The 22,863-nt window shown below is 43.3% G+C and carries 15 protein-coding genes; 5 read left to right on the top strand and 10 right to left on the bottom strand.

Annotated features, from left to right (window positions below):
• Nucleotides 1-87: 87 nt before the first annotated feature.
• From A9Y75_RS04250 to A9Y75_RS04240, 3 genes are all read left to right on the top strand, one after another.
• Nucleotides 88-2,769 (top strand): TIGR03936 family radical SAM-associated protein, encoded by a 2,682-nt coding sequence (locus A9Y75_RS04250; protein ID WP_071188303.1) that lies wholly within the window; start codon nt 88-90, stop codon nt 2,767-2,769.
• Nucleotides 2,770-3,339: 570 nt separating this feature from the next.
• Entirely contained in the window at nt 3,340-5,511 is a 2,172-nt protein-coding gene (locus tag A9Y75_RS04245; protein WP_071188302.1) for an Rne/Rng family ribonuclease, read from the top strand.
• 8 nt (nt 5,512-5,519) lie between these two features.
• Nucleotides 5,520-6,188, top strand: coding sequence for a ribonuclease HII (locus A9Y75_RS04240; protein WP_071188301.1), 669 nt, complete (start codon nt 5,520-5,522; stop codon nt 6,186-6,188).
• 217 nt (nt 6,189-6,405) lie between these two features.
• On the opposite strand, the gene A9Y75_RS04235 is transcribed toward A9Y75_RS04240, so the two are convergent.
• On the bottom strand, nt 6,406-6,993 hold the full coding sequence (locus A9Y75_RS04235) for a DUF1997 domain-containing protein (RefSeq protein WP_071188300.1): 588 nt from the start codon (nt 6,991-6,993) through the stop codon (nt 6,406-6,408).
• A gap of 116 nt (nt 6,994-7,109) precedes the next feature.
• Here A9Y75_RS04235 and pheA point away from each other — a divergent pair, with 116 nt between their 5' ends.
• Complete coding sequence (gene pheA / locus A9Y75_RS04230) at nt 7,110-8,033, top strand: prephenate dehydratase (protein ID WP_177176102.1); 924 nt, start codon at nt 7,110-7,112, stop codon at nt 8,031-8,033.
• Nucleotides 8,034-8,240: 207 nt separating this feature from the next.
• Here the strand turns inward: pheA and A9Y75_RS04225 are convergent, their stop codons facing one another.
• From A9Y75_RS04225 to A9Y75_RS04185, 9 genes are all read right to left on the bottom strand, one after another.
• Complete coding sequence (locus A9Y75_RS04225; RefSeq protein WP_071188299.1) at nt 8,241-8,885, bottom strand: LON peptidase substrate-binding domain-containing protein; 645 nt, start codon at nt 8,883-8,885, stop codon at nt 8,241-8,243.
• Between the two features lie 302 nt (nt 8,886-9,187).
• A complete protein-coding gene (rpsJ, locus tag A9Y75_RS04220) occupies nt 9,188-9,505 on the bottom strand; it encodes a 30S ribosomal protein S10 (RefSeq protein ID WP_008232935.1) in 318 nt (105 codons plus the stop codon).
• A 186-nt stretch (nt 9,506-9,691) separates the two neighbouring features.
• A complete protein-coding gene (gene tuf / locus A9Y75_RS04215) occupies nt 9,692-10,921 on the bottom strand; it encodes an elongation factor Tu (RefSeq protein WP_071188298.1) in 1,230 nt (409 codons plus the stop codon).
• A gap of 22 nt (nt 10,922-10,943) precedes the next feature.
• Nucleotides 10,944-13,022 carry an elongation factor G gene (gene fusA / locus A9Y75_RS04210; RefSeq protein ID WP_071188297.1) on the bottom strand — a complete coding sequence of 693 codons (2,079 nt, stop codon included), beginning with the start codon at nt 13,020-13,022 and terminating at the stop codon, nt 10,944-10,946.
• A 138-nt stretch (nt 13,023-13,160) separates the two neighbouring features.
• Nucleotides 13,161-13,631 (bottom strand): 30S ribosomal protein S7, encoded by a 471-nt coding sequence (gene rpsG / locus A9Y75_RS04205; RefSeq protein ID WP_071188296.1) that lies wholly within the window; start codon nt 13,629-13,631, stop codon nt 13,161-13,163.
• A gap of 366 nt (nt 13,632-13,997) precedes the next feature.
• Nucleotides 13,998-14,381, bottom strand: coding sequence for a 30S ribosomal protein S12 (gene rpsL, locus A9Y75_RS04200; RefSeq protein ID WP_045868172.1), 384 nt, complete (start codon nt 14,379-14,381; stop codon nt 13,998-14,000).
• A gap of 477 nt (nt 14,382-14,858) precedes the next feature.
• The gene (locus tag A9Y75_RS04195) at nt 14,859-15,191 is read right to left on the bottom strand and encodes an iron-sulfur cluster assembly accessory protein (protein WP_071188295.1); all 333 of its coding nucleotides are present in this window, start codon (nt 15,189-15,191) and stop codon (nt 14,859-14,861) included.
• Between the two features lie 422 nt (nt 15,192-15,613).
• Nucleotides 15,614-16,033, bottom strand: coding sequence for a phosphomannose isomerase type II C-terminal cupin domain (locus A9Y75_RS04190; RefSeq protein WP_071188294.1), 420 nt, complete (start codon nt 16,031-16,033; stop codon nt 15,614-15,616).
• Between the two features lie 289 nt (nt 16,034-16,322).
• Nucleotides 16,323-18,275, bottom strand: coding sequence for a phosphodiester glycosidase family protein (locus tag A9Y75_RS04185; protein ID WP_071188293.1), 1,953 nt, complete (start codon nt 18,273-18,275; stop codon nt 16,323-16,325).
• A gap of 680 nt (nt 18,276-18,955) precedes the next feature.
• Between A9Y75_RS04185 and A9Y75_RS04180 the strand changes: the two genes are divergently transcribed.
• Nucleotides 18,956-22,863 (top strand): glutamate synthase-related protein (locus A9Y75_RS04180; RefSeq protein WP_071188815.1); only part of this gene is annotated, 3,908 nt, incomplete at its 3' end.

Raw genomic sequence — 22,863 nt, 5'->3', positions numbered from 1 at the left:
AAGACGATGAATGCGATTTAAAAACCTAAATCAATGCTAAGTTATGTTTGGTTAGCTGTAATTTAAGATAGCTAAAAGAGAGCATCGGTGGCTGTTTTAGTCGAACAATTAATAACATCGGATATTTTAAAACCCGCTCGTTACCTTGGTAATGAGCGTTTAGCAGCACATAAGCCTTGGAATACGGCAACTATACGCTGGGTGTTAACCTATCCAGAGGTATATGAAGTAGGCGCATCTAATTTGGGGCATATCATTCTTTATAACATTTTGAATGCCCAGCCAAATCAGTTGTGCGATCGCGCTTATTTACCAGGGACAGATTTAGCAGCTAAACTCCGTACTACCCAAACACCCTTGTTTGCTGTAGAGTCTAAACGCTGGCTAACAGAATTCGATATTTTAGGTTTTAGTCTCAGTTATGAATTAGGGGCAACCAACATCCTGGAAATGTTGGATTTGGCAGGAATTCCGCTGACTTGGAGAGAGAGGCAGGAGGCAGGGTGCAGGGAGCAGGGAGTAGGAGGCAGGGAGCAGGGGGCAGGGAGCAGGGGGCAAGAGACAGATAAAGATTCCTCTGCATTTCCTCTAATTTTTGCTGGTGGACAGACTGCAACATCTAACCCTGAACCCTATGCCGACTTCTTCGACTTTATTGTTTTAGGAGATGGGGAAGAACTTTTACCAGAAATTGGCTTGGTATTAGAAGAAGGGAAAAAAGCTCTCTTGAGTCGGGAAGAACTGTTGCTAGACTTGGCACAAATTCCTGGTGTTTATGTGCCTCAGTTTTATGAAATGGGAGAGGGAGGTGCAGTATATCCATTGCGTCCAGATGTACCAAAACGCATTCTCCGCAGAGTAGCAACACCCATTCCGGCCTATTCTATTGGCTTAGTTCCCTATGTTGAGACAGTACACGATCGCTTGACAATCGAAATTCGGCGCGGTTGCACTCGTGGCTGTCGCTTTTGTCAACCAGGAATGTTAACTCGTCCAGCACGGGATGTAGAACCAGAAAAAGTAGTAGAAGCGATTGAAGCAGGAATGCGGGCAACAGGTTACAATGAATTTTCATTGTTATCTCTGAGTTGTTCTGATTATTTAGCCCTCCCCGCAGTAGGGATGGAAATCAAGAATCGGTTAAAAAATGAAAATATTTCTCTAACCTTACCCAGTCAGAGAGTAGACAGATTTGATGAGAATATTGCTAATATCCTGGGAGGAACACGCCAAGGGAGTTTGACTTTTGCTCCAGAAGCGGGAACCCAGCGGATGCGGGATATTGTCAATAAGGGTTTAACAAATGAAGAATTATTGCGAGGAGTAAAAACAGCTTGGGAGCGAGGCTGGGATAAAATTAAGCTGTATTTCATGATCGGTTTGCCAGGTGAAACTGATGATGATGTTTTAGGGATTGCGGAGACGGTCAGCTGGTTACAGCGAGAATGTTGGGCTAAAGGCAGAAGATCACTCAACTTTAATTTGACGATTTCTAATTTTACGCCCAAGCCACATACCCCTTTTCAATGGCATTCAGTTTCTACCTCAGAGTTTAAGCGCAAGCAAAACTTACTGCGGCAAGAATTCAGGAGAATACGGAATACAAAGGTGAATTTTACTGATATTCGCCTTTCGGCAATGGAAGACTTTATAGGTCGGGGCGATCGCTCTTTAGGTAAAGTCTTGCGCCGTGCTTGGCAATTGGGAGCAGGCATGGATTCGTGGTATGACAATGTAGAACAGGCTTTTACAGCTTGGGGAAGTGCGATTGCTGAAGCTGGACTAGACTGGAAATACCGCTTAGTCGAAAACGGTGAATGGAATGTTTTTTCTGTAGAAAACAGAGAACAGGAAATCCTGTCACCTCTGGACGCTCCTTTACCTTGGGATCATATCGACACCGGCATTGACAAAAAGTGGCTGCAAGAAGACTTACAACGCGCTCTAGAAGCGGCAATTGTTCCCGATTGCTCTTTTGAAGGTTGTTCTCATTGCGGTGTCTGTGGCACTGATTTTGGGCATAATATCGTGATTGAGCCACCTGCAATTCCGCCATTTGCTGGCTCCTTTATCCCCAACACCACCAAAGCACAACGCTTGCGGGTTTGGTTTGGGAAACAGGGTGATATGGCTTTGGTAAGTCACCTCGATTTAATGCGCTTATTTGACAGAGTAATGCGCCGAGCAGGTTTACCAATCTCCTTTAGTGGTGGATTTCATCCGAATCCCCGTATTTCCCTAACCAGCGCCTTAGCATTGGGAGCTACTAGCAGCGGTGAAATTGTCGATTTTGAATTAACTCAACCAATGGATGTGGAAAGTTTTCGTGAGCAACTAGTGAGCCAATTGCCCACAGACATAGCCATATATAATGTGGAAGAGATAGATTTAAAAGCTAGTGCAGCTACCCAAACAATGGAAGCGGCAGAGTATTTGCTAACAGTGTCTACAGTTGGGGAAGTACCAGCAACCGAATGGCAAGACTGGATTGCGGCTATCAAAGCTAAAAACGAGATATTGTCAGAACATATAACCAAATCAGGAAAACACCAAATCATAAATCTGCGCGATCGCTTGTTTGAGCTTGAACTAGTAGAGGTAGACAACACCCAAACAGAATCAAAAGCCGTCTTGCGTTATTTGGGTAGCTGTCGCCCTGATGGAGTAATATTGCGCCCTGAGCAAATTTTGTCTATACTAGAAATCGTGGTTAGTGCAGAATTTCACCTCCTGCATATCCACCGCAATCGACTAGTTTTAGGGATCTAATCCCTAGAGGGCAACTTGCTAGTAGTTGTCCTGAATGAGCATCATCATGGGAATTGATTTTTAGCAAGGTTGCGTTAGAATGAAGTGAAGAGAAATTTTCTGGCGCTGCATTGAATGACTTGGTTCACTGCCCTGATACCCAGGGAGCGAAAGCAAAGATATGAGAGTGCAACTTCTAGGATTGTATCCCAGACAAACTAAAGCAGATTAAAGAAGACACTCTATAGCTACCTCGTGAATCATTAACTGACAATAGCTCCACGCCTGACATCTAACTCTATGCTTTTTACAACACCTGCACTAATACCATGACCCTAGATGGTGAAGGTATTGCATTAGAAATCAACCACGGACGGTTGATTTAACTACTTAAAACTATATGCAGTCGTTCTGGAATAATCAGGCGTGTAAACGCAATTACAGTTTTCATAGCTTCCAATTATAGGAAGCTACCCCAGATTTGCAATTTTTATTACCAGTAGCGCATTGTAGCAGTGACCGTAGGGACTAGAGGTATAACAGGATCTTCTTCTAATACCCGTTGGTGCTACCAATTTTTGAGGAACTTGAATGCCAAAACAAATTATTATCGCGGAGCAGCATCAGATTGCTGCCGTCTTTTCTGAAGATCAAATACAAGAACTGGTTGTCGCCACGGGGCATCACCAAATTGGTGATATCTACTTAGGAGTAGTAGAAAATGTATTACCAGGCATAGATGCGGCTTTTGTAAATATTGGCGACCCAGAACGCAACGGCTTTATTCATGTCACTGATTTGGGACCATTGAAGCTCAAACGTAGTGCCGCAGCCATTACCGAACTGTTGACACCACAGCAAAAAGTATTGGTGCAAGTGATGAAAGAGCCAACGGGAACAAAAGGCCCAAGGCTCACTGGTAACATCACCTCACCGGGAAGATACGTAGTGCTAATGCCCTATGGCAGAGGTGTAAATTTATCTCGGCGGATTAAAAGCGAAAGTGAACGCAACCGCTTACGCGCCCTAGCAATTTTAATTAAACCCGCTGGTATGGGTGTGCTGGTGCGGACAGAAGCTGAAGGCAAGCCCGAAGAAGCAATTATTGAAGACTTAGAAGTACTGCAAAGGCAGTGGGAAGCAATCCAGCTAGAAGCTCAATCTACCCGCGCTCCGGCATTGCTGAATCGGGATGATGACTTTATCCAGCGCGTGTTGCGAGATATGTATGGCGCGGATGTAAATCGAATTGTCGTCGATTCCAGTACTGGTTTGCGACGCGTGAAACAGTATTTACAGAACTGGAGCGGCGGACAAACACCACAGGGATTGCTGATTGACCACCATCGCGATCGCTCTCCTATTTTAGAATACTTCCGCATTAGTGCCGCTATTCGTGAAGCCCTTAAGCCCAGAGTAGACTTACCTTCTGGAGGTTACATCATTATTGAGCCGACAGAGGCATTAACAGTAATTGATGTTAACTCAGGTTCCTTCACTCGATCAGCAACAGCTAGAGAAACAGTGTTGTGGACAAACTGCGAAGCGGCAACAGAAATTGCTCGTCAGTTAAGGTTGCGAAATATTGCTGGTGTCATCGTCGTTGACTTCATTGATATGGAATCACGGCGTGATCAACTACAAGTATTAGAACACTTTAACAAAGCTCTGAAAGCAGACAAAGCTCGTCCTCAAATTGCCCAACTCACCGAACTAGGTTTAGTAGAACTAACTCGCAAGCGGCAAGGTCAAAACATTTACGAATTGTTTGGAGAAACTTGTCCAACCTGTGGCGGTTTAGGGCATACTGTACGCTTACCAGGAGAAATAGAAAACCGATTACCAATCCCAGCAGCAGATATACCAGAACGGTTTGCACCACCGCCGCAAAGAGAACCGCGTCTGTCAACTAATCGCATTCCAGAACCACGGGAAAGAGAAACCTATGATGGCTTTGGGGAAGGATTTGAAGGTGACTCAGAATTGAGTGCTATGCATTTGATTAACCATCCCAGCTATCAAGAATTGGGCGACAATAAGCGTCGTACCCGTACTCGCCGTAGTCGCATTGGTATCAATGGCGCTAACGGAAAAGATGAATCCCGGTTAGTTCCTAATCCACTGGGTTTTGTAAACGAGCCAGACTTGGATCTGGATAGTGACAGTGAACTAACAGCAATACCAGAAATTCCCTCTCTGCTCTCGGAAACGCGACGTATTAGCGAAGTTCCTCTGAGAGAAACAAGAGACGCTACCCGCACACCTAGTCTGGGCAAATCTGGATGGACAGAAAGAGTAGAACGGACAAAAGTTAAGATTGATCCAGTCAAACCGGTAGTAGAGCCTCCACAAATTGTTTCTGTAGAAATGACACTTCAGGAACAAGATATGTTTGCCTTGATGGGAATTTCTCCTGGGGTGAAGTTAGATCAAGAGGTGAAGAATTCCAAATCAGTGATTTTTAATATTGTTCAACCTGGACAAATACCAACTTCACCAACTGAATCTATTGCCGAACCAACTGTTCTTCAAAGAACTAGTCCTGAAGTCAGTGCAGTCAAAAAGCCTACACCAAAAGTTGACCTAGAAGAACCATCTTTCCCTAAATTAGCAATCGAGCCTTCTTTTCCAGATCCGCCGCGAACAGAATTTGAGACTTTCGCAGATGAAAATGAAATAAATAGCGCTTCCACTGCTAATCGCCGTCGTCGTCGTCGTTCCTCAGCATTAGACGCAGATACGTCAAGCTTAGAGGAAAGCTAACGGGATTTATGGCCAAAACAGAGCAAACAGATGCAGATGTTTGGTCAACCGCACCCTTAGGTGAATCTAGTTGGCTGGAGTTTTCCACCTGCTTAGGTATTCAGGGGTCGATTGCGGGTATAGATGAAGTGGGGCGAGGTGCTTTATTTGGCCCTGTAGTCGCCGCATCTGTGATCCTACCAGAACAGGCTTGGTCACATTTGATCGCAGCTAACATAAAGGACAGCAAAAAGTTGTCTAGTTCTCGAAGGACTCAACTAGCGCAGCAAATTGATGGGCTGGCTTTAGATTGGAAAATTGGTTATGCTTCAGTTGCGGAAATTGATCAGTTAAATATTTTACAGGCAACGTTGTTAGCAATGAAGCGGGCCGTACTGAAGTTGAAGGTAAAGCCTGCTCTCTGTTTAGTTGACGGTAATCAGTTAGTAAAGGATTTATTTATACCACAACAAACAATCGTTAAGGGAGACGAGCGATCGCTCAACATTGCAGCTGCTAGTATTATGGCAAAAGTTTGGCGTGATGATCTAGTAGTGCGTCTGGCATCAAAGTATCCCATGTATAACTTGGAGCAAAATAAAGGTTATGGGAGTCAGAAACATTTACTGGCTCTCCAAAAATACGGAACTTCACCCCTGCATCGTCTATCTTTTCGTCCTTGCCAAATTCAGTCATGAGGCAGGGAAAAGTGGGTAATATCGTGTTCGGTTAAAGACTTATAGTTAGGACTGACGCGGGGACGCGGAGAGTTTTTTTAATAAGTAATTAAACGAACATGATGTAATATCTTGTCCGGTTCAATACTGAGCATTAGGGCTGGCGCGAAGAGTTTTTTGATCAGCAATTAGCCGCCTGACTTGATGTAAACTCCTTTAAAAATTCCCCGTTCCCTTGTCAATCAAAGTTCAGGATTGGTAATTCAGTATGATCATCTGCAATACTTGTTTTGTCGGTTTGTGATATTACCCAACGACGATAATCGGCTAAAAGGTGATGTAATAATCTTTGCTTGATAGTCAACAACACGCTTTTGAGCAAACCATTACCTGTGGCTTCTAAAATCGACTTTGGAGTCAGGGAAAATGGTAGGGGAATATCCACCAGCACTTCTAGATCGGCTTTGCCTTGTAAGCGAGTCTCACCACCTAGTTGATAGGGTGATAAGTATCCTTTTAAATTCAGCGCAAAGCGTTGGTTGATGTACTCAAAACCCAGGATTTCACAACCGAGCGATCGCAAATAAATTGTTCCCTGGGAATCAGCCCAAACTCTCATGTCTACTGTAGGTTGAATACTTAGTGACATAAAAGCTAGAGGACGCATTTTTAAGCGAAATACTTCTTCAGAAAGCTGTTCAATTCGGCTGTTATCAGCCAAAGTCTTCACCAGACGTTGAGGCTGACGCAAATAGTGGTGAATAGAAATAGGCTGCTTAGGGACAGCAATTTCGAGCGATTGGGAGGCAGTAAACTTAGTACCCATGAGCAGATTACAACTTTTATTTTATAATTTTAATATTTTTTAATAAATTAAATTTGTTTACAAAAAACTATAACTTTATTAATTATCGATCAAACTTGTAACTTCAGGCGAAAAGCATGACTGTAATCATGGAGAAAAGTTCACCTTTAGCGATCGCACATTTGGGTCCTCCTGGAACTTACGCAGAACAAGCTGCTTTTTTTTATCTCAACTGGCTGAAAAAAACGCAAGCAGTTAAGGCTACCTTATGTGCTTATCCCACAATTGCCCAGTCACTGCAAGCGGTAGCTACACAGCAAGCCCAGTTAGCTGTTGTGCCTGTTGAGAATTCCATTGAAGGCAGTGTCACCATGACAATGGATACATTGTGGCAGTTGGAAACTTTACAAATTCAATTGGCTTTAGTGCTGCCTATCTCCCATACCTTAATTTCCTGTGCTGATAACTTAGAGAGCATTGAAACTGTTTATTCTCATCCCCAGGCTTTAGCACAATGTCAGGGATGGTTGAGGCAATTTTTGCCTAATGTGAATTTGATTCCTAGCAACTCTACTACTGAGGCTCTTCAGGGACTCAAACAAGAGGTAAAAACCGCAGCGATTGCCTCTAGCAGAGCAGCGCAACTTTATAATCTGCCTATATTAGCTACTGGTATTAACGACTATCCAGACAACTGTACTCGCTTTTGGGTAATTAGTCACAGCCAAGGAGATGCTGGTGATCAAATATCTTCTAGAGCGATTGCCTTTGGCACTGCGCTTCGCGCAATCGCTCCTACTCACACATCAATAGCTTTCAGCTTACCTGCTAATGTCCCTGGCGCACTAGCTAAGGCTTTGCAAGTATTTGCTCATTTAGGTATTAACCTCAGTCGAATTGAGTCTCGTCCCACAAAACGCTCATTGGGTGAATATTTATTTTTCATTGACATAGAAACAAGTGCAACTCAAGTGCAAACAGCTTTATCTGAGTTACGTGATTACACAGAAATACTAAAATTTTTTGGTAGCTATAGTGTCACATTAATAGATAATTCTTAATTCCTAATAGAGCCTACGTTCGCGTATCGTGACCGCAAGAGGCAGGGGGGAACAAGCCTTTTCCTCCAACGCGCTTTTCGGTGCGGAACATGGGTACAAGCCCCGTCCTTCTAGGAAGCTTATCCGGGGCGGAGTCCAAGCTCCATCCCGGTCTTCCCCCTTGCCCCCTGCCCCTTTTCCTCTTCGTGACGTAGACTCTATTAAGGATTAATTTTTAAATGTATCTTTAAGAACGGAACGCGCTGCCAGATGATTACGAGTAGAAGTTAAAATTTCGGCTTCCCGTTCTAAGCGAGCAGCAGTATCCTGTATCTCTAGTAATGCTTGTTGCTCTGGTGCAACACCATAGAGGTTACTGGCTACCCAATAGGATAACTCTGTGGGTAAATCAGGCAAATCTTCTGGTAATTCAATATTTTGTTCAGTTAACTTACCTGAAAGACGGACAACATCTCGCAGTAATTGTTCCACTTCCGAAGCCAAAGGCCGCAAATCTTTGGATGGTGGTTGGTCTTCAATCCACTCCACTAACCCAACACGATAAGGTTTGTCGCGGACATATTCTAAAACGCGAAACCTTTGCTGTCCTAAAGTTAGCATCTCCATGCGGTCGTCAGGCATTCGCTTGTAATGAATAATTTCCGCACAGCAGCCGACGTTGGCAATTGTGCCTTTAACTGGATCGACCATTAAGACTCCAAACCTGCGATCGCTTTCCAAAATCGTGTTCATCATGATTCTGTAGCGAAATTCAAAGATATGTAGGGGTAAAGGTCTAGTGGGAAAGAGAACCACTTCAGGTAAAGGGAAAAGAGGTAGTTCACGGACTGCTATTTTAGAAGAAGATGTCATTGTTAGTTGAGTATAAATTTAATTCTTATTAATTCTTAAAAAATTTATTTTCCCTACTTTTTCTGTAATTTCTTTATATTCTATCATTTGTTTAATAGCGAATAAAAAGCCCTGAGTGGAAGAAGAGACAAGTTTACCGGGGAAAGTAGACAAGGGGAAATTTATCTCCCTGTCAGCGAGTCTCCCTCTGAGAGCGTCTTTTCGATAATTTTATCCAGGACAAAGTAAATATTCATACCAAAAAACTTCATTAATCATTTGTCCTAGTGCTAATGACTAATGACTAATGATTAATGATTAATTTACAATTTGACTTCGATATCTACACCAGATGGTAAATCCAACTTCATTAGCGCATCAATAGTTTTAGAAGAAGGCTGGTAAATGTCAATAATCCGGCGATGGGTGCGGGTTTCAAAATGTTCGCGGGAATCTTTATCCACGTGAGGGGATCTCAGTACGCAATAGATCCGCCGTTTTGTTGGTAAAGGAATCGGTCCTATAGCTGTAGCGTTGGTGCGGTTAGCTGTATCTACAATCTTCTCGCAAGATGTATCCAATAAACGTCGGTCAAAAGCCTGTAAGCGAATTCTAATCTTCTGCTGCTGTAGAGTTGCCATATGAAAGTTTTCCAGGTTCTGTGAATTTTAGATTTTAGATTTTAGATTTTAGAGCTTAGATTTTAAATTTTAGATGCAATGCCAAATCCAAAATTTAAACTCCAAAATTGTTTTGGGGAAGAGAAAGGAGCAGAGATGCGTCAAACCATCCCTGCTCCTTGATGATGAGAAGCAAAAAGGTGCTTACTATTTCAGGATTTTGGATACTACACCAGCACCAATAGTGCGGCCACCTTCACGAATAGCGAAGCGCATACCTTGCTCAATCGCAATCGGGTTGATCAGTTCTACTGTCATTTTGATCCGGTCTCCAGGCATAACCATTTCCACCTCTTTGCCATCATCGGAGGTGTAGCTTTTGATAGTGCCAGTTACATCAGTTGTCCGGACATAAAACTGAGGACGGTATCCAGCGAAAAATGGTGTTTTCCGACCACCTTCTTTTTCGGTTAGTACGTATACTTCACCTTCAAATTGAGTGTGAGGTGTAATAGAACCGGGTTTAGCAATTACCATGCCCCGTTCAATATCAGCCTTTTGAATACCCCGTAGCAGTACGCCAGCGTTATCTCCAGCCATACCTTGATCAAGACTCTTCTTGAACATCTCGATCCCAGTTACGGTGGTGGCGCGAGTATCTCTGATACCTACTAGTTCGACGTTATCGCCGACTTTGACTACACCCCGTTCAATCCGACCTGTAGCCACAGTACCACGACCTGTGATCGAGAATACGTCTTCTACAGCCATCAAGAAAGGCTTGTCTACATCCCGCTCAGGAGTGGGAATGTAGGCATCTACTGCATCCATTAGTTCGTAGATTTTATCAACCCAAGGATTTTCACCCCGTTGAGTCTTAGGATTCTTGGTCATTGCTTCGAGAGCTTGTAGACCAGAGCCTTTGATAATGGGGATATCATCACCGGGGAAATCGTAGCTAGTTAACAGTTCCCGGAGTTCTAGTTCTACTAATTCCAGCAGTTCTGGGTCATCCATCAAATCTTCTTTGTTCAAGAAGACAACCAAACTAGGAACACCCACCTGTTTTGCCAACAGGATGTGTTCACGGGTTTGGGGCATAGGACCGTCGGTAGCAGCAACTACAAGAATACCGCCATCCATTTGTGCCGCACCTGTGATCATGTTCTTCACATAGTCAGCGTGTCCGGGACAGTCTACGTGAGCATAGTGGCGATCGCCAGTTTCATACTCAACGTGAGCGGTATTGATGGTAATACCACGTGCCTTTTCTTCCGGTGCGTTATCGATTTGGTCGTAGCCCTTGGCTATGGCTTGACCATTAGCAGCCAAAGTCATAGTAATGGCTGCGGTTAAAGTAGTTTTGCCGTGGTCAACGTGGCCAACAGTACCGATATTTAAATGGGGTTTATTTCTTTCAAACTTTGCGCGTGCCATGAATGCTCGTTTCCTTTTTTAATTAAGCGTTCCCTTTACTTTTGGCAATGATAGTTTCAGCTACGCTCCGAGGCACCTCTTCGTAGTGACTGAACTCCATTGTAAAGATACCCCGACCTTGGGTTTTCGACCGGATATCAGTGGCATAGCCAAACATGGTTGCCAGTGGAACTTTAGATGCCACCTTAGCCAGTCCTTGCTCTGTGCTTTGGCTTTCAATCTGCCCTCTGCGGGCGATGAGGTCGCCAATAACGTTCCCAATATAGTCTTCGGGAACTTCCACTTCAACTTTCATCATAGGCTCTAAGATGACAGGTGAAGCTTTCGATACCGCCTCTTTCATTGCCATTGAGCCAGCAATTTTGAAAGCCATTTCCGAAGAGTCTACATCGTGGTAAGAACCATCGATCAAAGTAGCTTTGACATCAATGAGTGGATATCCAGCGACAACACCGGATTCACAACATTCTTTCATTCCTTGTTCTGCTGGTCCAACGTACTCTTTAGGTACGGTACCACCAACTACCTTGGAGACAAATTCAAAACCTGTGCCTGGTTCTCCTGGCTCCAAATTGATGACAACGTGACCGTATTGACCCTTACCACCGCTTTGGCGGATGAATTTGCCTTCAACTTTGTTTACGGCTTTGCGAATCGTTTCCCGGTAAGCCACTTGTGGCGCACCGACATTTGCTTCCACTTTAAATTCCCGTAACATCCGGTCTACAAGAATTTCTAGGTGTAGTTCTCCCATTCCAGCAATTACGGTTTGGTTGGTTTCGGGATCTACACGCACACGGAAGGTGGGATCTTCTTCTGAGAGCGATTGCAACGCCTTGGACAATTTGTCCATGTCGTTCTTGGTTTTGGGTTCCACCGCTACCGAGATTACCGGCTCAGGAATGAATAGGGATTCCAGAATTACTGGTGATCCTTCATCACATAAAGTGTCACCTGTCAAGGTATCTTTTAATCCTAATGCTGCTCCCAAGTCACCTGCCCGCAGTTCATCGACATCTTGTCGGTCATCTGCTTTCATCAGCACTAAGCGGGAAATCCGTTCTTTTTTGTTTTTGCTGGCGTTGAGGACATAACTGCCTTTTTTCAAGACACCAGAATAAACACGAACGAAAGTCAGGCGACCATAAGGGTCAGCCATAATCTTAAATGCCAGAGCTGCTAGAGGTTCGTTGTCATCAGCGCGGCGTTCGACTGCCTCACCAGTGGGCAAGAGTCCTTGAATTGGTGGCACTTCAGTTGGTGCTGGTAGATAATCTACGACTGCATCCAGCATCAACTGCACGCCTTTGTTTTTGAATGCTGAACCGCATAATACTGGCACAATCGTACCCGCAGTTGTGCCTTTACGCAGGGCAAGACGGATTTCCGCTTCTGTGAGTTCTTCACCCTCGAAGTACTTAGTCATCAGAGCATCATCTGTTTCTGATACTGCTTCTACCAGCTTGGTGCGGTATTCAGTTACTTGTTCTAGCAAGTCTGGCGGGATTTCTGTTTCTTCAATATCAGTACCTTGGTCGTTGTTGTAAATGTATGCACACATCCGCACCAAGTCAATAATCCCTAAGAAGTCATTTTCACTACCAATTGGCAGTTGAATGGCAATGGCATTAGCCCGCAGGCGATCGCGCATTTGCTCGTGAACTCTATAAAAGTTCGCTCCTGTGCGATCCATCTTGTTAATGAAGGCAATCCGAGGCACTTTGTAGCGATCTGCTTGCCGCCATACTGTCTCTGACTGGGGTTGCACACCACCTACAGAACAAAATACAGCGATTACACCATCTAACACGCGCATGGAACGTTCAACTTCAATTGTGAAGTCAACGTGACCGGGAGTATCGATAATGTTAATTTGATGATCTTTCCAGCTGGTACTGATCGCAGCGGCAGTAATGGTAATTCCCCGCTCCCGCTCCTGTTCCATCCAGTCTGTTACGGCTGTTCCTTCATGAACTTCGCCAATCTTATGAATTATCCCAGAGTAAAATAATATTCTCTCTGTTGTCGTTGTTTTGCCCGCATCTATATGCGCCGCAATACCGATATTGCGTACTTTCTCTAGCGGGTTCGTGCGTACCACAGTTACCTCCTATAGTTTTTGCCTCATGATATCTTGTATATTACTCTTTGTTAAGATTCTATACTTTTACGGAAAACCGTCTTTTTGGGAAATTGTACGATATACCGCTTTCCGGTGGCGATATATCGTTAGCTCTAGTTAGTAACGATAGTGTGCAAATGCCTTATTGGCTTCAGCCATCCGGTGCGTTTCTTCCCGCTTACGAATCGCGCTTCCTGTTTCGTTAGCAGCATCCATTAACTCATTTGCGAGTCGGCTAGCCATTGTGCGTCCTGGTCTAGCTCTAGAATATTGCACTAGCCAACGCAAGGCTAGGGTAGTACCTCTTTCTGTTCGCACTTCCATCGGTACTTGGTAAGTCGCTCCACCTACTCGTCGAGCTTTAACTTCTACTAAAGGCGTTGCATTCCGCACTGCTCTTTCAAAGGTTTCTAAAGCACCATTACCAGTGCGTTCCTCGATAGTTTTCAAGGCTTCATAAACGATTCTTGCGGCAAGTGATTTCTTGCCATGACGCATGATCCGTCTGATAATCATGCTGACCAGACGACTGTTATACACTGAGTCAGACGGAACTGGGCGTCTTTGACTAACACCACGACGAGACATACTTCATCCTTAAATTCGGAATTTGGCAACGAAATTATATGCTATCAGAACATAGGAACCTAAAAGCGGTGTAAGTAGCCGCTTTAACTTCCTTGAGTTTTTGGCTCTAGTTGCAGCGTGGCTCAACTAATTGGCTTGCTGCTCCCCTACCACATACACAAGGCGAAAACATAGTAAACTTTAATATTTACATTAAAGTGCTGCTATTGCTGACCTTATTCTGCTTGAAAACCCTACACTTGCTCGTTTAGCGCACAGAGCAACTTTTTTTATTAAACAAGAGTAAGCCGCTTGTTGCTTGGGGTTGAAAGCAGTTTTAGTTAATAAGGCGATTAATCGTAATTGAGGCGATTAATCGCTTTATTACTATTTTTTTGCTGCTTTCGGACGCTTAGTTCCATACTTGGAACGACCTTGCTTCCTGTCTTTAACTCCGGCTGTATCTAACGTGCCACGGATAATGTGGTATCTCACGCCTGGTAAGTCTTTTACCCGACCACCACGAATCATCACGACAGAGTGTTCTTGCAAGTTATGGCCAATACCTGGAATGTAAGCTGTAACTTCAAATCCAGAGGTAAGTCTGACCCTTGCTACTTTGCGGAGCGCTGAGTTCGGCTTTTTTGGTGTAGTTGTGTAGACTCTGGTACAGACTCCTCGACGTTGAGGGCATTGTTTCAGAGCCGGGGACTTTGTTTTCTGACGCGCTTGTTCGCGTTCATTACGTATTAGCTGCTGTATTGTTGGCATGAGTTACAGCGCGTGTTGCTGCTTATAGTCTATTTTAACAAATCCTGATTATAGCGTTTTTCATGATTTTCTGTCAATTATTATTTTCTCATTGCGTCATTTGTCAGTTATCAGGTATATGGAAAGAGGTTTTTAGGTAAACTTTATTACTTGCTAAACATCCTCTACATGAATTGTGAACACATATTTGATAGTGGATGTAGCGTGGCCGCGCGGTTTGGTCATGTATCTGTTAGTTACCGCCTAAGAAGCCAACTTACAAGGTGTTCACAAATTCAGCCAGCATTTCTATATATAAATCCTAAATCATTTGTGAAAAATTTTCAGTAGTGTAGATAATGTCCACCCTACGTATATTCTCAACATCTAAGGGAAATCCTGTAGCTGTTAGTATGACTTACGCTATGCATCGCTATCTGGAGTGCTTTCGTAAGCCTGAATTTTTTTTCTCCCCTGATCGCTCTCTGACGGTTATAACTAGCAACTGACGTTAGTAGAGAAAGAATTTCCACAGCTACAGGTAGCGATCGCTAATGGGTTATGGAAGCGAAAACCTCCACCCATCAGGTCTTCTGAATAATCCAATACCAAGCCAGTGATATAATTCATGCTTTGAGCGTCTAGGACTACTTGAGTACCATTAACGTCAAAAACCTGATCTTCCACTTTGATGACTTCATCAAAAGAAATATCATAAAATAAGCCAGAACAGCCACCAGGTTTTACTTGCAAGCGAAACAAGATATTTGGCTGTTGCTTGGATTTTAATCGCCCAATTTCATTCGCGGCTGCTGAACTCAAATGAATCATGGAATTTTTGTTGCACAAACTCCATAATCATATTAACGGCAGTTGAACCTTTTTTTAATTAAAAGTTAAAAATTAAAAATTAAAAATTTAAGATTAATAATTTTTAATTAATTAATTTTGGGTGCAAGCCCCCACTGACTCAAAGATTCAGTGGTCTACAATCAGTGGTGGGTAAAAGCCCCCGCTGATTGCAATTTTTAATTAATAATTTTTAATTTTTAATTGGGGCTTGCTGTTCGCGCAGCGTCTCGTAGAGAAGCGACTTGACACTTGGGGACAAGAAGTTCAGGACTGGAGGAGGAGAAGTGTCCAATCATATCAAGTGCGGCTAATTGCTGATCAAAAACTCTCCTTGTCCTCGTGCGGTTCCCGATAAGTAAGCTAATTGGAAAGGATATCAGCGCTGTTTTAATTTCCCAGAGTTACTTTTCAGTACGAGCATAGTCATCCTGGTAGCGAATAATATCATCTTCACCTAAATATTCGCCATTTTGGACTTCAATTAAGACTAAGGGAATTACCCCAGGATTCTCTAAACGATGAACAGTGCATTGAGGGACATAAGTTGACTGATTATTACTGAGTAAAACTTCTTTATCACCACAAACTACTTTGGCTGTACCTGAAACCACAATCCAGTGTTCGCTACGGTGGTGGTGCATTTGTAGACTGAGGCGATGTCCAGGCTTAACTTCAATTCGCTTAATTTTATATCCGCGCCCTTCTTCCAAAACTGTAAAAGAACCCCAAGGACGTAATTCACTAGCAGCGATACTTCTAGAATTGAGGGGGGCGTTGAGGGTAAGAGTGTTTGTTGGGGTTGTTTCTGTAAATGAAGCCATAGTTACCTCAGATGGAGACATACAAAAAAGTTATTATTCTCAATAATGGATGCAAGAATTTGACGTGATATTTAAAGAGTGAAAATTAGCAATTTAATTTCACTTTGCTAACCATAGCAAAATTAAATGTCATGGCGTAACTCATTACCAGTAAAACTTTTGGGTCTATACTAACTCTTCATCAAAGAAAATGCCAGCTTGTTCTCAGCTTTAAAAAGGGATGGAAGAATCATAATGCAAAATTATGAAAAATGTTTTCTATAATTTTGCATTTTAAGTTGCAATTGGCTTATGGTTGTGGGTTCAGGAAAATACCAATAGCGTTATGGACACGAGCCGCAGTACTAGGAGAACGGTCGAGTAATTGCCCTCCCAAGTATAAACTTGTAGAACTACCACCGTCCAAATTCAGGGCATTAGCACAGCCCATAACCTGCATTAATTGGGCGTGTTCGGCTAAGGTAGCCCCTGCTCCACCAGCGCGATTATGTACGGCAGCAATCATCAAATTACCTGTATTGGTGGTACAAATAGCACTACGAACTGCTTTTTCGGAGATAAAAGCGGCGCTAAATTTTTCGGCTTTGGCATCGAGAACAATTTGCCGATTTTGAATCAAGAGTGGACCGGCTCCGACAATGTGGGGATAACGGCTAAAATCGCTGGGAGTAGTATTGCTGGTAATACTGACTTTTGTGCCAAGAGGCAATTTATTGGCGTTAGTAGTAGCAGTACCGCGTAAAGTGAGGAGGTAGCCGTTTTGGGGAATGGGAACGGGGGTGACACCTGCTTTACCACCTGGTAGCTGATTGGTAATTTGGTCATTTTGGACAACTAGAAGGATTTCGTTGTCTGTGAGAGGTGTGTAAGTACTGCCCCAAACCGATGTATAACGGGCAATACCAGTTTGGGCATAGCCACTGTTAAGAAAAAGAATGGGTAAAGACTGGTTATTGGCACTGATTAAATTTTCATTTAAGGTGAGACGGCCAAAGTAAAATTGTCCTGAATCATTCCAAGCGATCGCACCCCGGTTTAAAATTGGCCCAGATATCCACTGATTATCCCGACGAATAGCTCCTAAAGGTAATCTATTATTGCGGTTAAAATAACCACCATTAATACCTGCTACTGCTAAATAACGCTGTGCAGTTTGAATCAAGGGGGCAGTACCCGCTAAAATATCTGAATTTACCCACATAGGTTTAAGTGTTAAACCTACTACACGGGGATTAATTTCTAACCATACAACTGGAAAGTTGTCTTTACCTAAAGTGACAAACTTTTGTTGCCAGCGCAATCCCTTTGCCCAAGTTATATCCTTTGCTACCAAAGCATCAGGTTGAATATCTATAATTAAGCGATTCGGGTTAGCGATCGCACTAAGACGCGGAGATAGACCAAAGGGAACACTGAGACTGATAATAGTTTGATTATTGACCATCTCCACTTTTTGAATCAGTGGGTCAGGAGTTGGTGCTGATGGTAATTGTTTTAACTTGGTTGGCGGTAATATTATTGATTGGGGAGTATAACGTTTAATTAAGGCCGGATCTGCTATCCCATCTAGAGTAATTGTCCATTCTCTATTTAGGGGTCTGGTGGTTGAGGAAGTTGGTTCCTTGGGGTTGATAGGTCTTTTGATAGGTTGACCTTGTGAAACTTGCCAAGGAGTGGGAATATCTAAATCCACAACCAGTCTTTCACCCACAGGTCGTTTTCCCAGACGAAGATTGTTGATTTTGGCTTGGGGGGTAGAAATTACCAAGATATTGCCATTAGCCTGCATTTGCCAGCCTGCTGTTTGTGCAAAACTAGAAATATCTAAATAACGATATCCTCCCGACAACTTGGCGTTTAAAGCTAATGGTGGTTTGATTGACGAAAACCACTCCACTGGTTGTTGAGCAGGGTTACTGGTATTTAATAAATCTACCCCGATTAATTGTCTTAATGCCCCATCACTCAAATGAGTTGTCACCTGACCGGTATCCCCCGATTGCTGTAACCAAGCCCCGGTTAAAGTCCGGCCGTTGAGTAAAATTTGATTACCAGATGGGATGATTTCTCTGGAAGTAGGTAACGGAGAAGTAAGAATGCGAACTGGTTGGGCGTTAGTAGCATAAGTAGCAGTTAAGCACAGTGCTGTTGACAAAATTGGCGACACAGAACAGCGGAAAAATCGGTTCTTAAGAATGAGGGTAATGGTATTAAAATCTGCTCGTCGGCAAGAATTCGGCATTTTTACGATCCTTAACTTCAGTACTTATGAAAATTACCACCCTCAGCGCTACTTGAACAATGATGAGGAAATCTTAAAAAATTATGACTTTATTTTTCAACAACCGTGATATTATTTAAGGTGGATTTTTATAACTAGTAAAAACTGGCAACCAACTTTTCCCCCAAGACTACTATCAGTCAGTGTTCTAAATGAGACTTTAAAAAAAAAAGTCTATAATAGTAGTCCCAGTGTTTAAAGCCAACTGAAATTATCTTCCAACCTCACCGATGGCTGCTATTGTTGCAAATTCAGTGAAGTATAGTTGCCAATAAAATTAGTAGGAATGGGCAAGCAGCAATAATATAGACAACAGAGATATTTTAGGAATTGTCAAATGGGCATATAGTGTAATAGTTGCAAAAAGCATAGAAATACTTAAATTCAGCATCTAAATACAAGTAATGTCAGGGAAACTAAATTATCCAGACAAAGATAGCTTTTCTAACAGTACATAAACACTTAAAAAAATAACGCGGTAGTTTTAACAAGGGTAATCAATAAAAGTAACCCCGAAGTTAAAATTTTTTTTCCCTAAATTTTCGTGATTATGTATTTCTCCATCGTTACAGTTAGCAATTTTTCTTCTCAGCAGTAGCAATATTGGCAAAATCCGTAACTCAATATTTCAGGAATAGAGTATGAATCGTCAATCGTTGAATCAGGGTCAGAACATTACATTATCAGAGATGGAAATCAAGGATACATACCAAGGACAAAGATGGTTAGTAGAAGAACGAGATGCTTGTGGTGTGGGTTTTATAGCCCAACGCCAAAATCGAGCTAGTCATGAAATTTTGGCAAAAGCGTTAACAGCCCTCACTTGCTTAGAACACAGAGGCGGATGTAGCGCCGACCAAGACTCAGGCGATGGTGCAGGGATTTTGACAGCAATTCCTTGGGCATTGTTCCAACAAGAAGGAATTAATGTTGCCGACACTGATAAAATAGCTGTGGGGATGATATTTTTACCCCAAGATCAGCTTGCTGCCCAACAAGCAAAAGCCACATTTGAGCAAGTTGCAGAGTCGGAAAATTTAACTGTATTGGGCTGGCGAGTAGTCCCCGTGCGTGCAGATTTGTTGGGTGTACAAGCAAGAGAAAATCAACCCCAAATAGAACAGGTTTTTCTAGCTTCGGCTGATAAAAGTGGTGATGAATTAGAACGAGAACTGTATATTGCTCGTCGTCGTATTGCTAAAGCAACCAAAAATATTTCTGAAGAATTTTATGTTTGCTCCTTGTCAAACCTGACAATTGTCTATAAAGGCATGGTGCGTTCAGCAGTGTTGGGAGAATTTTATGAGGATCTGAAAAATCCGGCTTTCAAAAGTGCTTTTGCAGTTTATCACCGCCGCTTTAGTACCAACACTATGCCCAAGTGGCCTTTGGCGCAACCAATGCGGCTGTTGGGTCACAATGGTGAAATCAACACACTGTTGGGTAACATTAACTGGATGATGGCACGAGAAGCCACTTTAAATCATCCGGTGTGGAATGGACGTGCTGACGAATTCAAACCACTGGTAAATATTGACAGTAGCGACTCAGCCACACTCGATAATGTCCTGGAGTTGCTGGTGCGTTCTGGACGTAGCCCGTTGGAAGCCTTAATGATGATGGTTCCAGAGGCTTACAAAAATCAACCTTCTTTGCAGAATTATCCAGAAATTGTTGATTTTTATGAATATTACAGCGGTCTGCAAGAAGCCTGGGATGGACCAGCACTTTTAGTATTTAGTGATGGCAAAAAAGTTGGTGCGACACTAGACCGAAATGGCTTAAGACCGGCTCGCTATGTGATTACCAAAGATGATTATATCGTCGTGGCATCTGAAGCTGGTGTAGTGGACTTCCCAGAAGCAAATATTCTTGAAAAAGGCCGACTGGGGCCAGGACAAATGATTGCGGTAGATTTGACAACCCAGGAAGTTCTCAAGAATTGGGAAATTAAACAGCGGATTGCGAAACAGTATCCTTATGGAGAATGGCTGCAACAGTACCGCCAAGAATTAAAACAGTTAGTAAAACCGTCATCTGTTAATGGTAACGGGAATGGTAATGGTAACGGTCATCATCCAACTGACAACGAGCAACTAATCACTGAAAAAATCGATAAACAAACTTTACTGCAACAGCAAATTGCTTTTGGCTACACATCAGAAGATGTGGAAATGGTAATTCAGCCCATGGCTAGTGCGGGTGCAGAACCAACCTTTTGCATGGGTGATGATATTCCCTTGGCTGTGCTGTCAGAAAAACCACATCTGCTGTATGACTATTTTAAACAGCGTTTTGCACAGGTGACAAACCCACCAATTGACCCTTTACGGGAAAAACTGGTGATGTCCTTGACAGTGGAACTGGGTGAGAGAGGTAACTTGTTAGAACCCAAGCCTGAACACGCCCGCAGACTAAAGCTGGAGTCACCAGTGCTAACTGATACAGAATTGGATGCAATTAAGTTATCAGGATTTGCAACGGCTGAGTTATCAACTTTATTCCCTATTGCTTCGGGGCCAGATGGTTTGAAAGCTGCGGTGAAATCTTTACAAAAACAAGCAGCAGAATCAGTCCAGGCTGGTGCGAAGATTTTGATATTGAGTGATCAAGCAGGTGCAGGGATTGGTGCAGAATTAACCTATATTCCACCTTTGTTAGCTGTGGGTGCTGTCCACCATTACTTAATCCGCCAAGGTTTGCGGATGAAAACATCCCTGGTAGTGCATACTGCTCAATGTTGGAGTACTCATCATTTTGCTTGTCTGCTGGGCTACGGTGCTGGTGCGGTTTGTCCGTATATGGCTTTGGATACTGTGCGGGATTGGTGGTCTGACCCGAAAACCCAACAGTTTATGGAAAGGGGTAAAATTAATCTGTTGACTCTTGAACAAGCGATCGCTAATTATCGTCAATCTGTAGAGTCAGGTTTGCTGAAAATTCTCTCAAAAATGGGAATTTCCCTGCTTTCTAGCTATCAAGCCGCACAAATTTTTGAAGCCATTGGTATCGGTGGAGATTTGTTAGCTTTGGGTTTCTGGGGGACTACTTCCCGGATTGGTGGTCTGAGTTGCATGGAATTAGCGCAAGAGGTGCTTTCTTTCCACTCCAAGGCTTTCCCAGAACTAACAACCAAAAAGTTAGAAAATCTGGGCTTTGTCCAGTACCGTCCCGGTGGTGAATACCACATGAATAGCCCGGAACTGTCTAAGGCGCTGCATAAGGCTGTAGACGGTAAGCATTATGACCATTACGAAGTTTACAAAAAACATTTAGAAGGTAGACCAACAACGGCTTTGCGAGATTTGTTAGATTTCCAAAGCGAGCGCCCATCTATCCCCATTGAAGAAGTAGAATCAGTTAGCGAGATTGTCAAACGCTTCTGTACTGGGGGAATGTCCCTAGGAGCATTGTCACGGGAAGCACATGAGACACTTGCCATTGCGATGAATCGCATCGGTGGTAAATCTAATTCTGGTGAAGGTGGCGAAGATCCAGTTCGTTACAATGTGTTAAATGATGTTGACTCATCTGGTCATTCACCCACTCTCCCCCATTTAAATGGGTTACGGAATGGTGACACGGCTGCCAGTGCCATCAAGCAAGTAGCATCAGGTCGCTTTGGTGTAACTCCCGGATATCTAGCCAGCGCCAAGCAAATTGAAATCAAAATCGCCCAAGGTGCAAAACCAGGTGAAGGTGGACAACTACCAGGGCCAAAAGTAAGTCCTTATATCGCCATGTTGCGGCGTTCTAAGCCTGGTGTAACTTTGATTTCGCCGCCGCCACACCATGATATTTACTCAATTGAAGATTTGGCGCAGTTGATTTTTGATCTGCATCAAATTAACCCCAAAGCACAAGTTTCCGTGAAGCTAGTCGCAGAAATTGGAATTGGTACTATTGCGGCTGGTGTAGCCAAAGCCAACGCTGATATTATCCAAATTTCTGGTCATGATGGCGGTACTGGGGCATCACCTTTGAGTTCTATTAAACACGCTGGTAGCCCGTGGGAACTCGGATTAAGTGAAGTCCATCGGGTGTTGATGGAAAATAGTTTGCGCGATCGCGTTATCCTGCGAGTAGATGGCGGTCTCAAGAGTGGCTGGGATGTTCTCATCGCTGCATTAATGGGCGCTGAGGAGTTCGGTTTCGGTTCAATCGCCATGATTGCTGAAGGCTGTATTATGGCGCGGGTATGTCATTTAAATACTTGTCCCAAGGGTGTTGCTACTCAGAAAGAAGAACTACGTTTACGGTTTAGCGGTATCCCAGAACACGTTGTTAATTTCTTCTATTTTGTCGCAGAAGAAGTCCGTAGTCTGTTAGCGAGGCTGGGTTATCGTTCTCTATCAGAATTGATTGGGAGGGGAGATTTGTTAACAGTGCGTTCTCATGTCAATCTCACCAAAACCCAAGCTTTGAATTTAGATTGTTTAACTAAGCTCCCAGACGCAAAAGAAAACCGTAGCTGGTTGGTGCATGAAGAAGTTCACAGCAACGGCGCAGTTGTGGATGACCAATTACTGGCTGATGCCGATATTCAAGC

The sequence above is a fragment of the Trichormus sp. NMC-1 genome, from assembly GCF_001858025.1.
Classification (GTDB): Bacteria; Cyanobacteriota; Cyanobacteriia; order Cyanobacteriales; family Nostocaceae; genus Anabaena.
Note: the sequence above shows the minus strand (reverse complement) of the source record. Positions and strands in the feature narration are given on the sequence as shown.

What these genes read in the sequence shown, in the direction of transcription:
- A9Y75_RS04245 (WP_071188302.1), top strand. Translation starts at nt 3,340, where the DNA reads ATGCCAAAACAAATTATTATCGCGGAGCAGCATCAGATTGCTGCCGTC.
- A9Y75_RS04240 (WP_071188301.1), top strand. Translation starts at nt 5,520, where the DNA reads ATGGCCAAAACAGAGCAAACAGATGCAGATGTTTGGTCAACCGCACCC.
- A9Y75_RS04235 (WP_071188300.1), bottom strand. Translation starts at nt 6,993, where the DNA reads ATGGGTACTAAGTTTACTGCCTCCCAATCGCTCGAAATTGCTGTCCCT.
- pheA (WP_177176102.1), top strand. Translation starts at nt 7,110, where the DNA reads ATGACTGTAATCATGGAGAAAAGTTCACCTTTAGCGATCGCACATTTG.
- A9Y75_RS04225 (WP_071188299.1), bottom strand. Translation starts at nt 8,885, where the DNA reads ATGACATCTTCTTCTAAAATAGCAGTCCGTGAACTACCTCTTTTCCCT.
- rpsJ (WP_008232935.1), bottom strand. Translation starts at nt 9,505, where the DNA reads ATGGCAACTCTACAGCAGCAGAAGATTAGAATTCGCTTACAGGCTTTT.
- tuf (WP_071188298.1), bottom strand. Translation starts at nt 10,921, where the DNA reads ATGGCACGCGCAAAGTTTGAAAGAAATAAACCCCATTTAAATATCGGT.
- rpsG (WP_071188296.1), bottom strand. Translation starts at nt 13,631, where the DNA reads ATGTCTCGTCGTGGTGTTAGTCAAAGACGCCCAGTTCCGTCTGACTCA.
- rpsL (WP_045868172.1), bottom strand. Translation starts at nt 14,381, where the DNA reads ATGCCAACAATACAGCAGCTAATACGTAATGAACGCGAACAAGCGCGT.
- A9Y75_RS04195 (WP_071188295.1), bottom strand. Translation starts at nt 15,191, where the DNA reads ATGATTCATTTGAGTTCAGCAGCCGCGAATGAAATTGGGCGATTAAAA.
- A9Y75_RS04190 (WP_071188294.1), bottom strand. Translation starts at nt 16,033, where the DNA reads ATGGCTTCATTTACAGAAACAACCCCAACAAACACTCTTACCCTCAAC.
- A9Y75_RS04185 (WP_071188293.1), bottom strand. Translation starts at nt 18,275, where the DNA reads ATGCCGAATTCTTGCCGACGAGCAGATTTTAATACCATTACCCTCATT.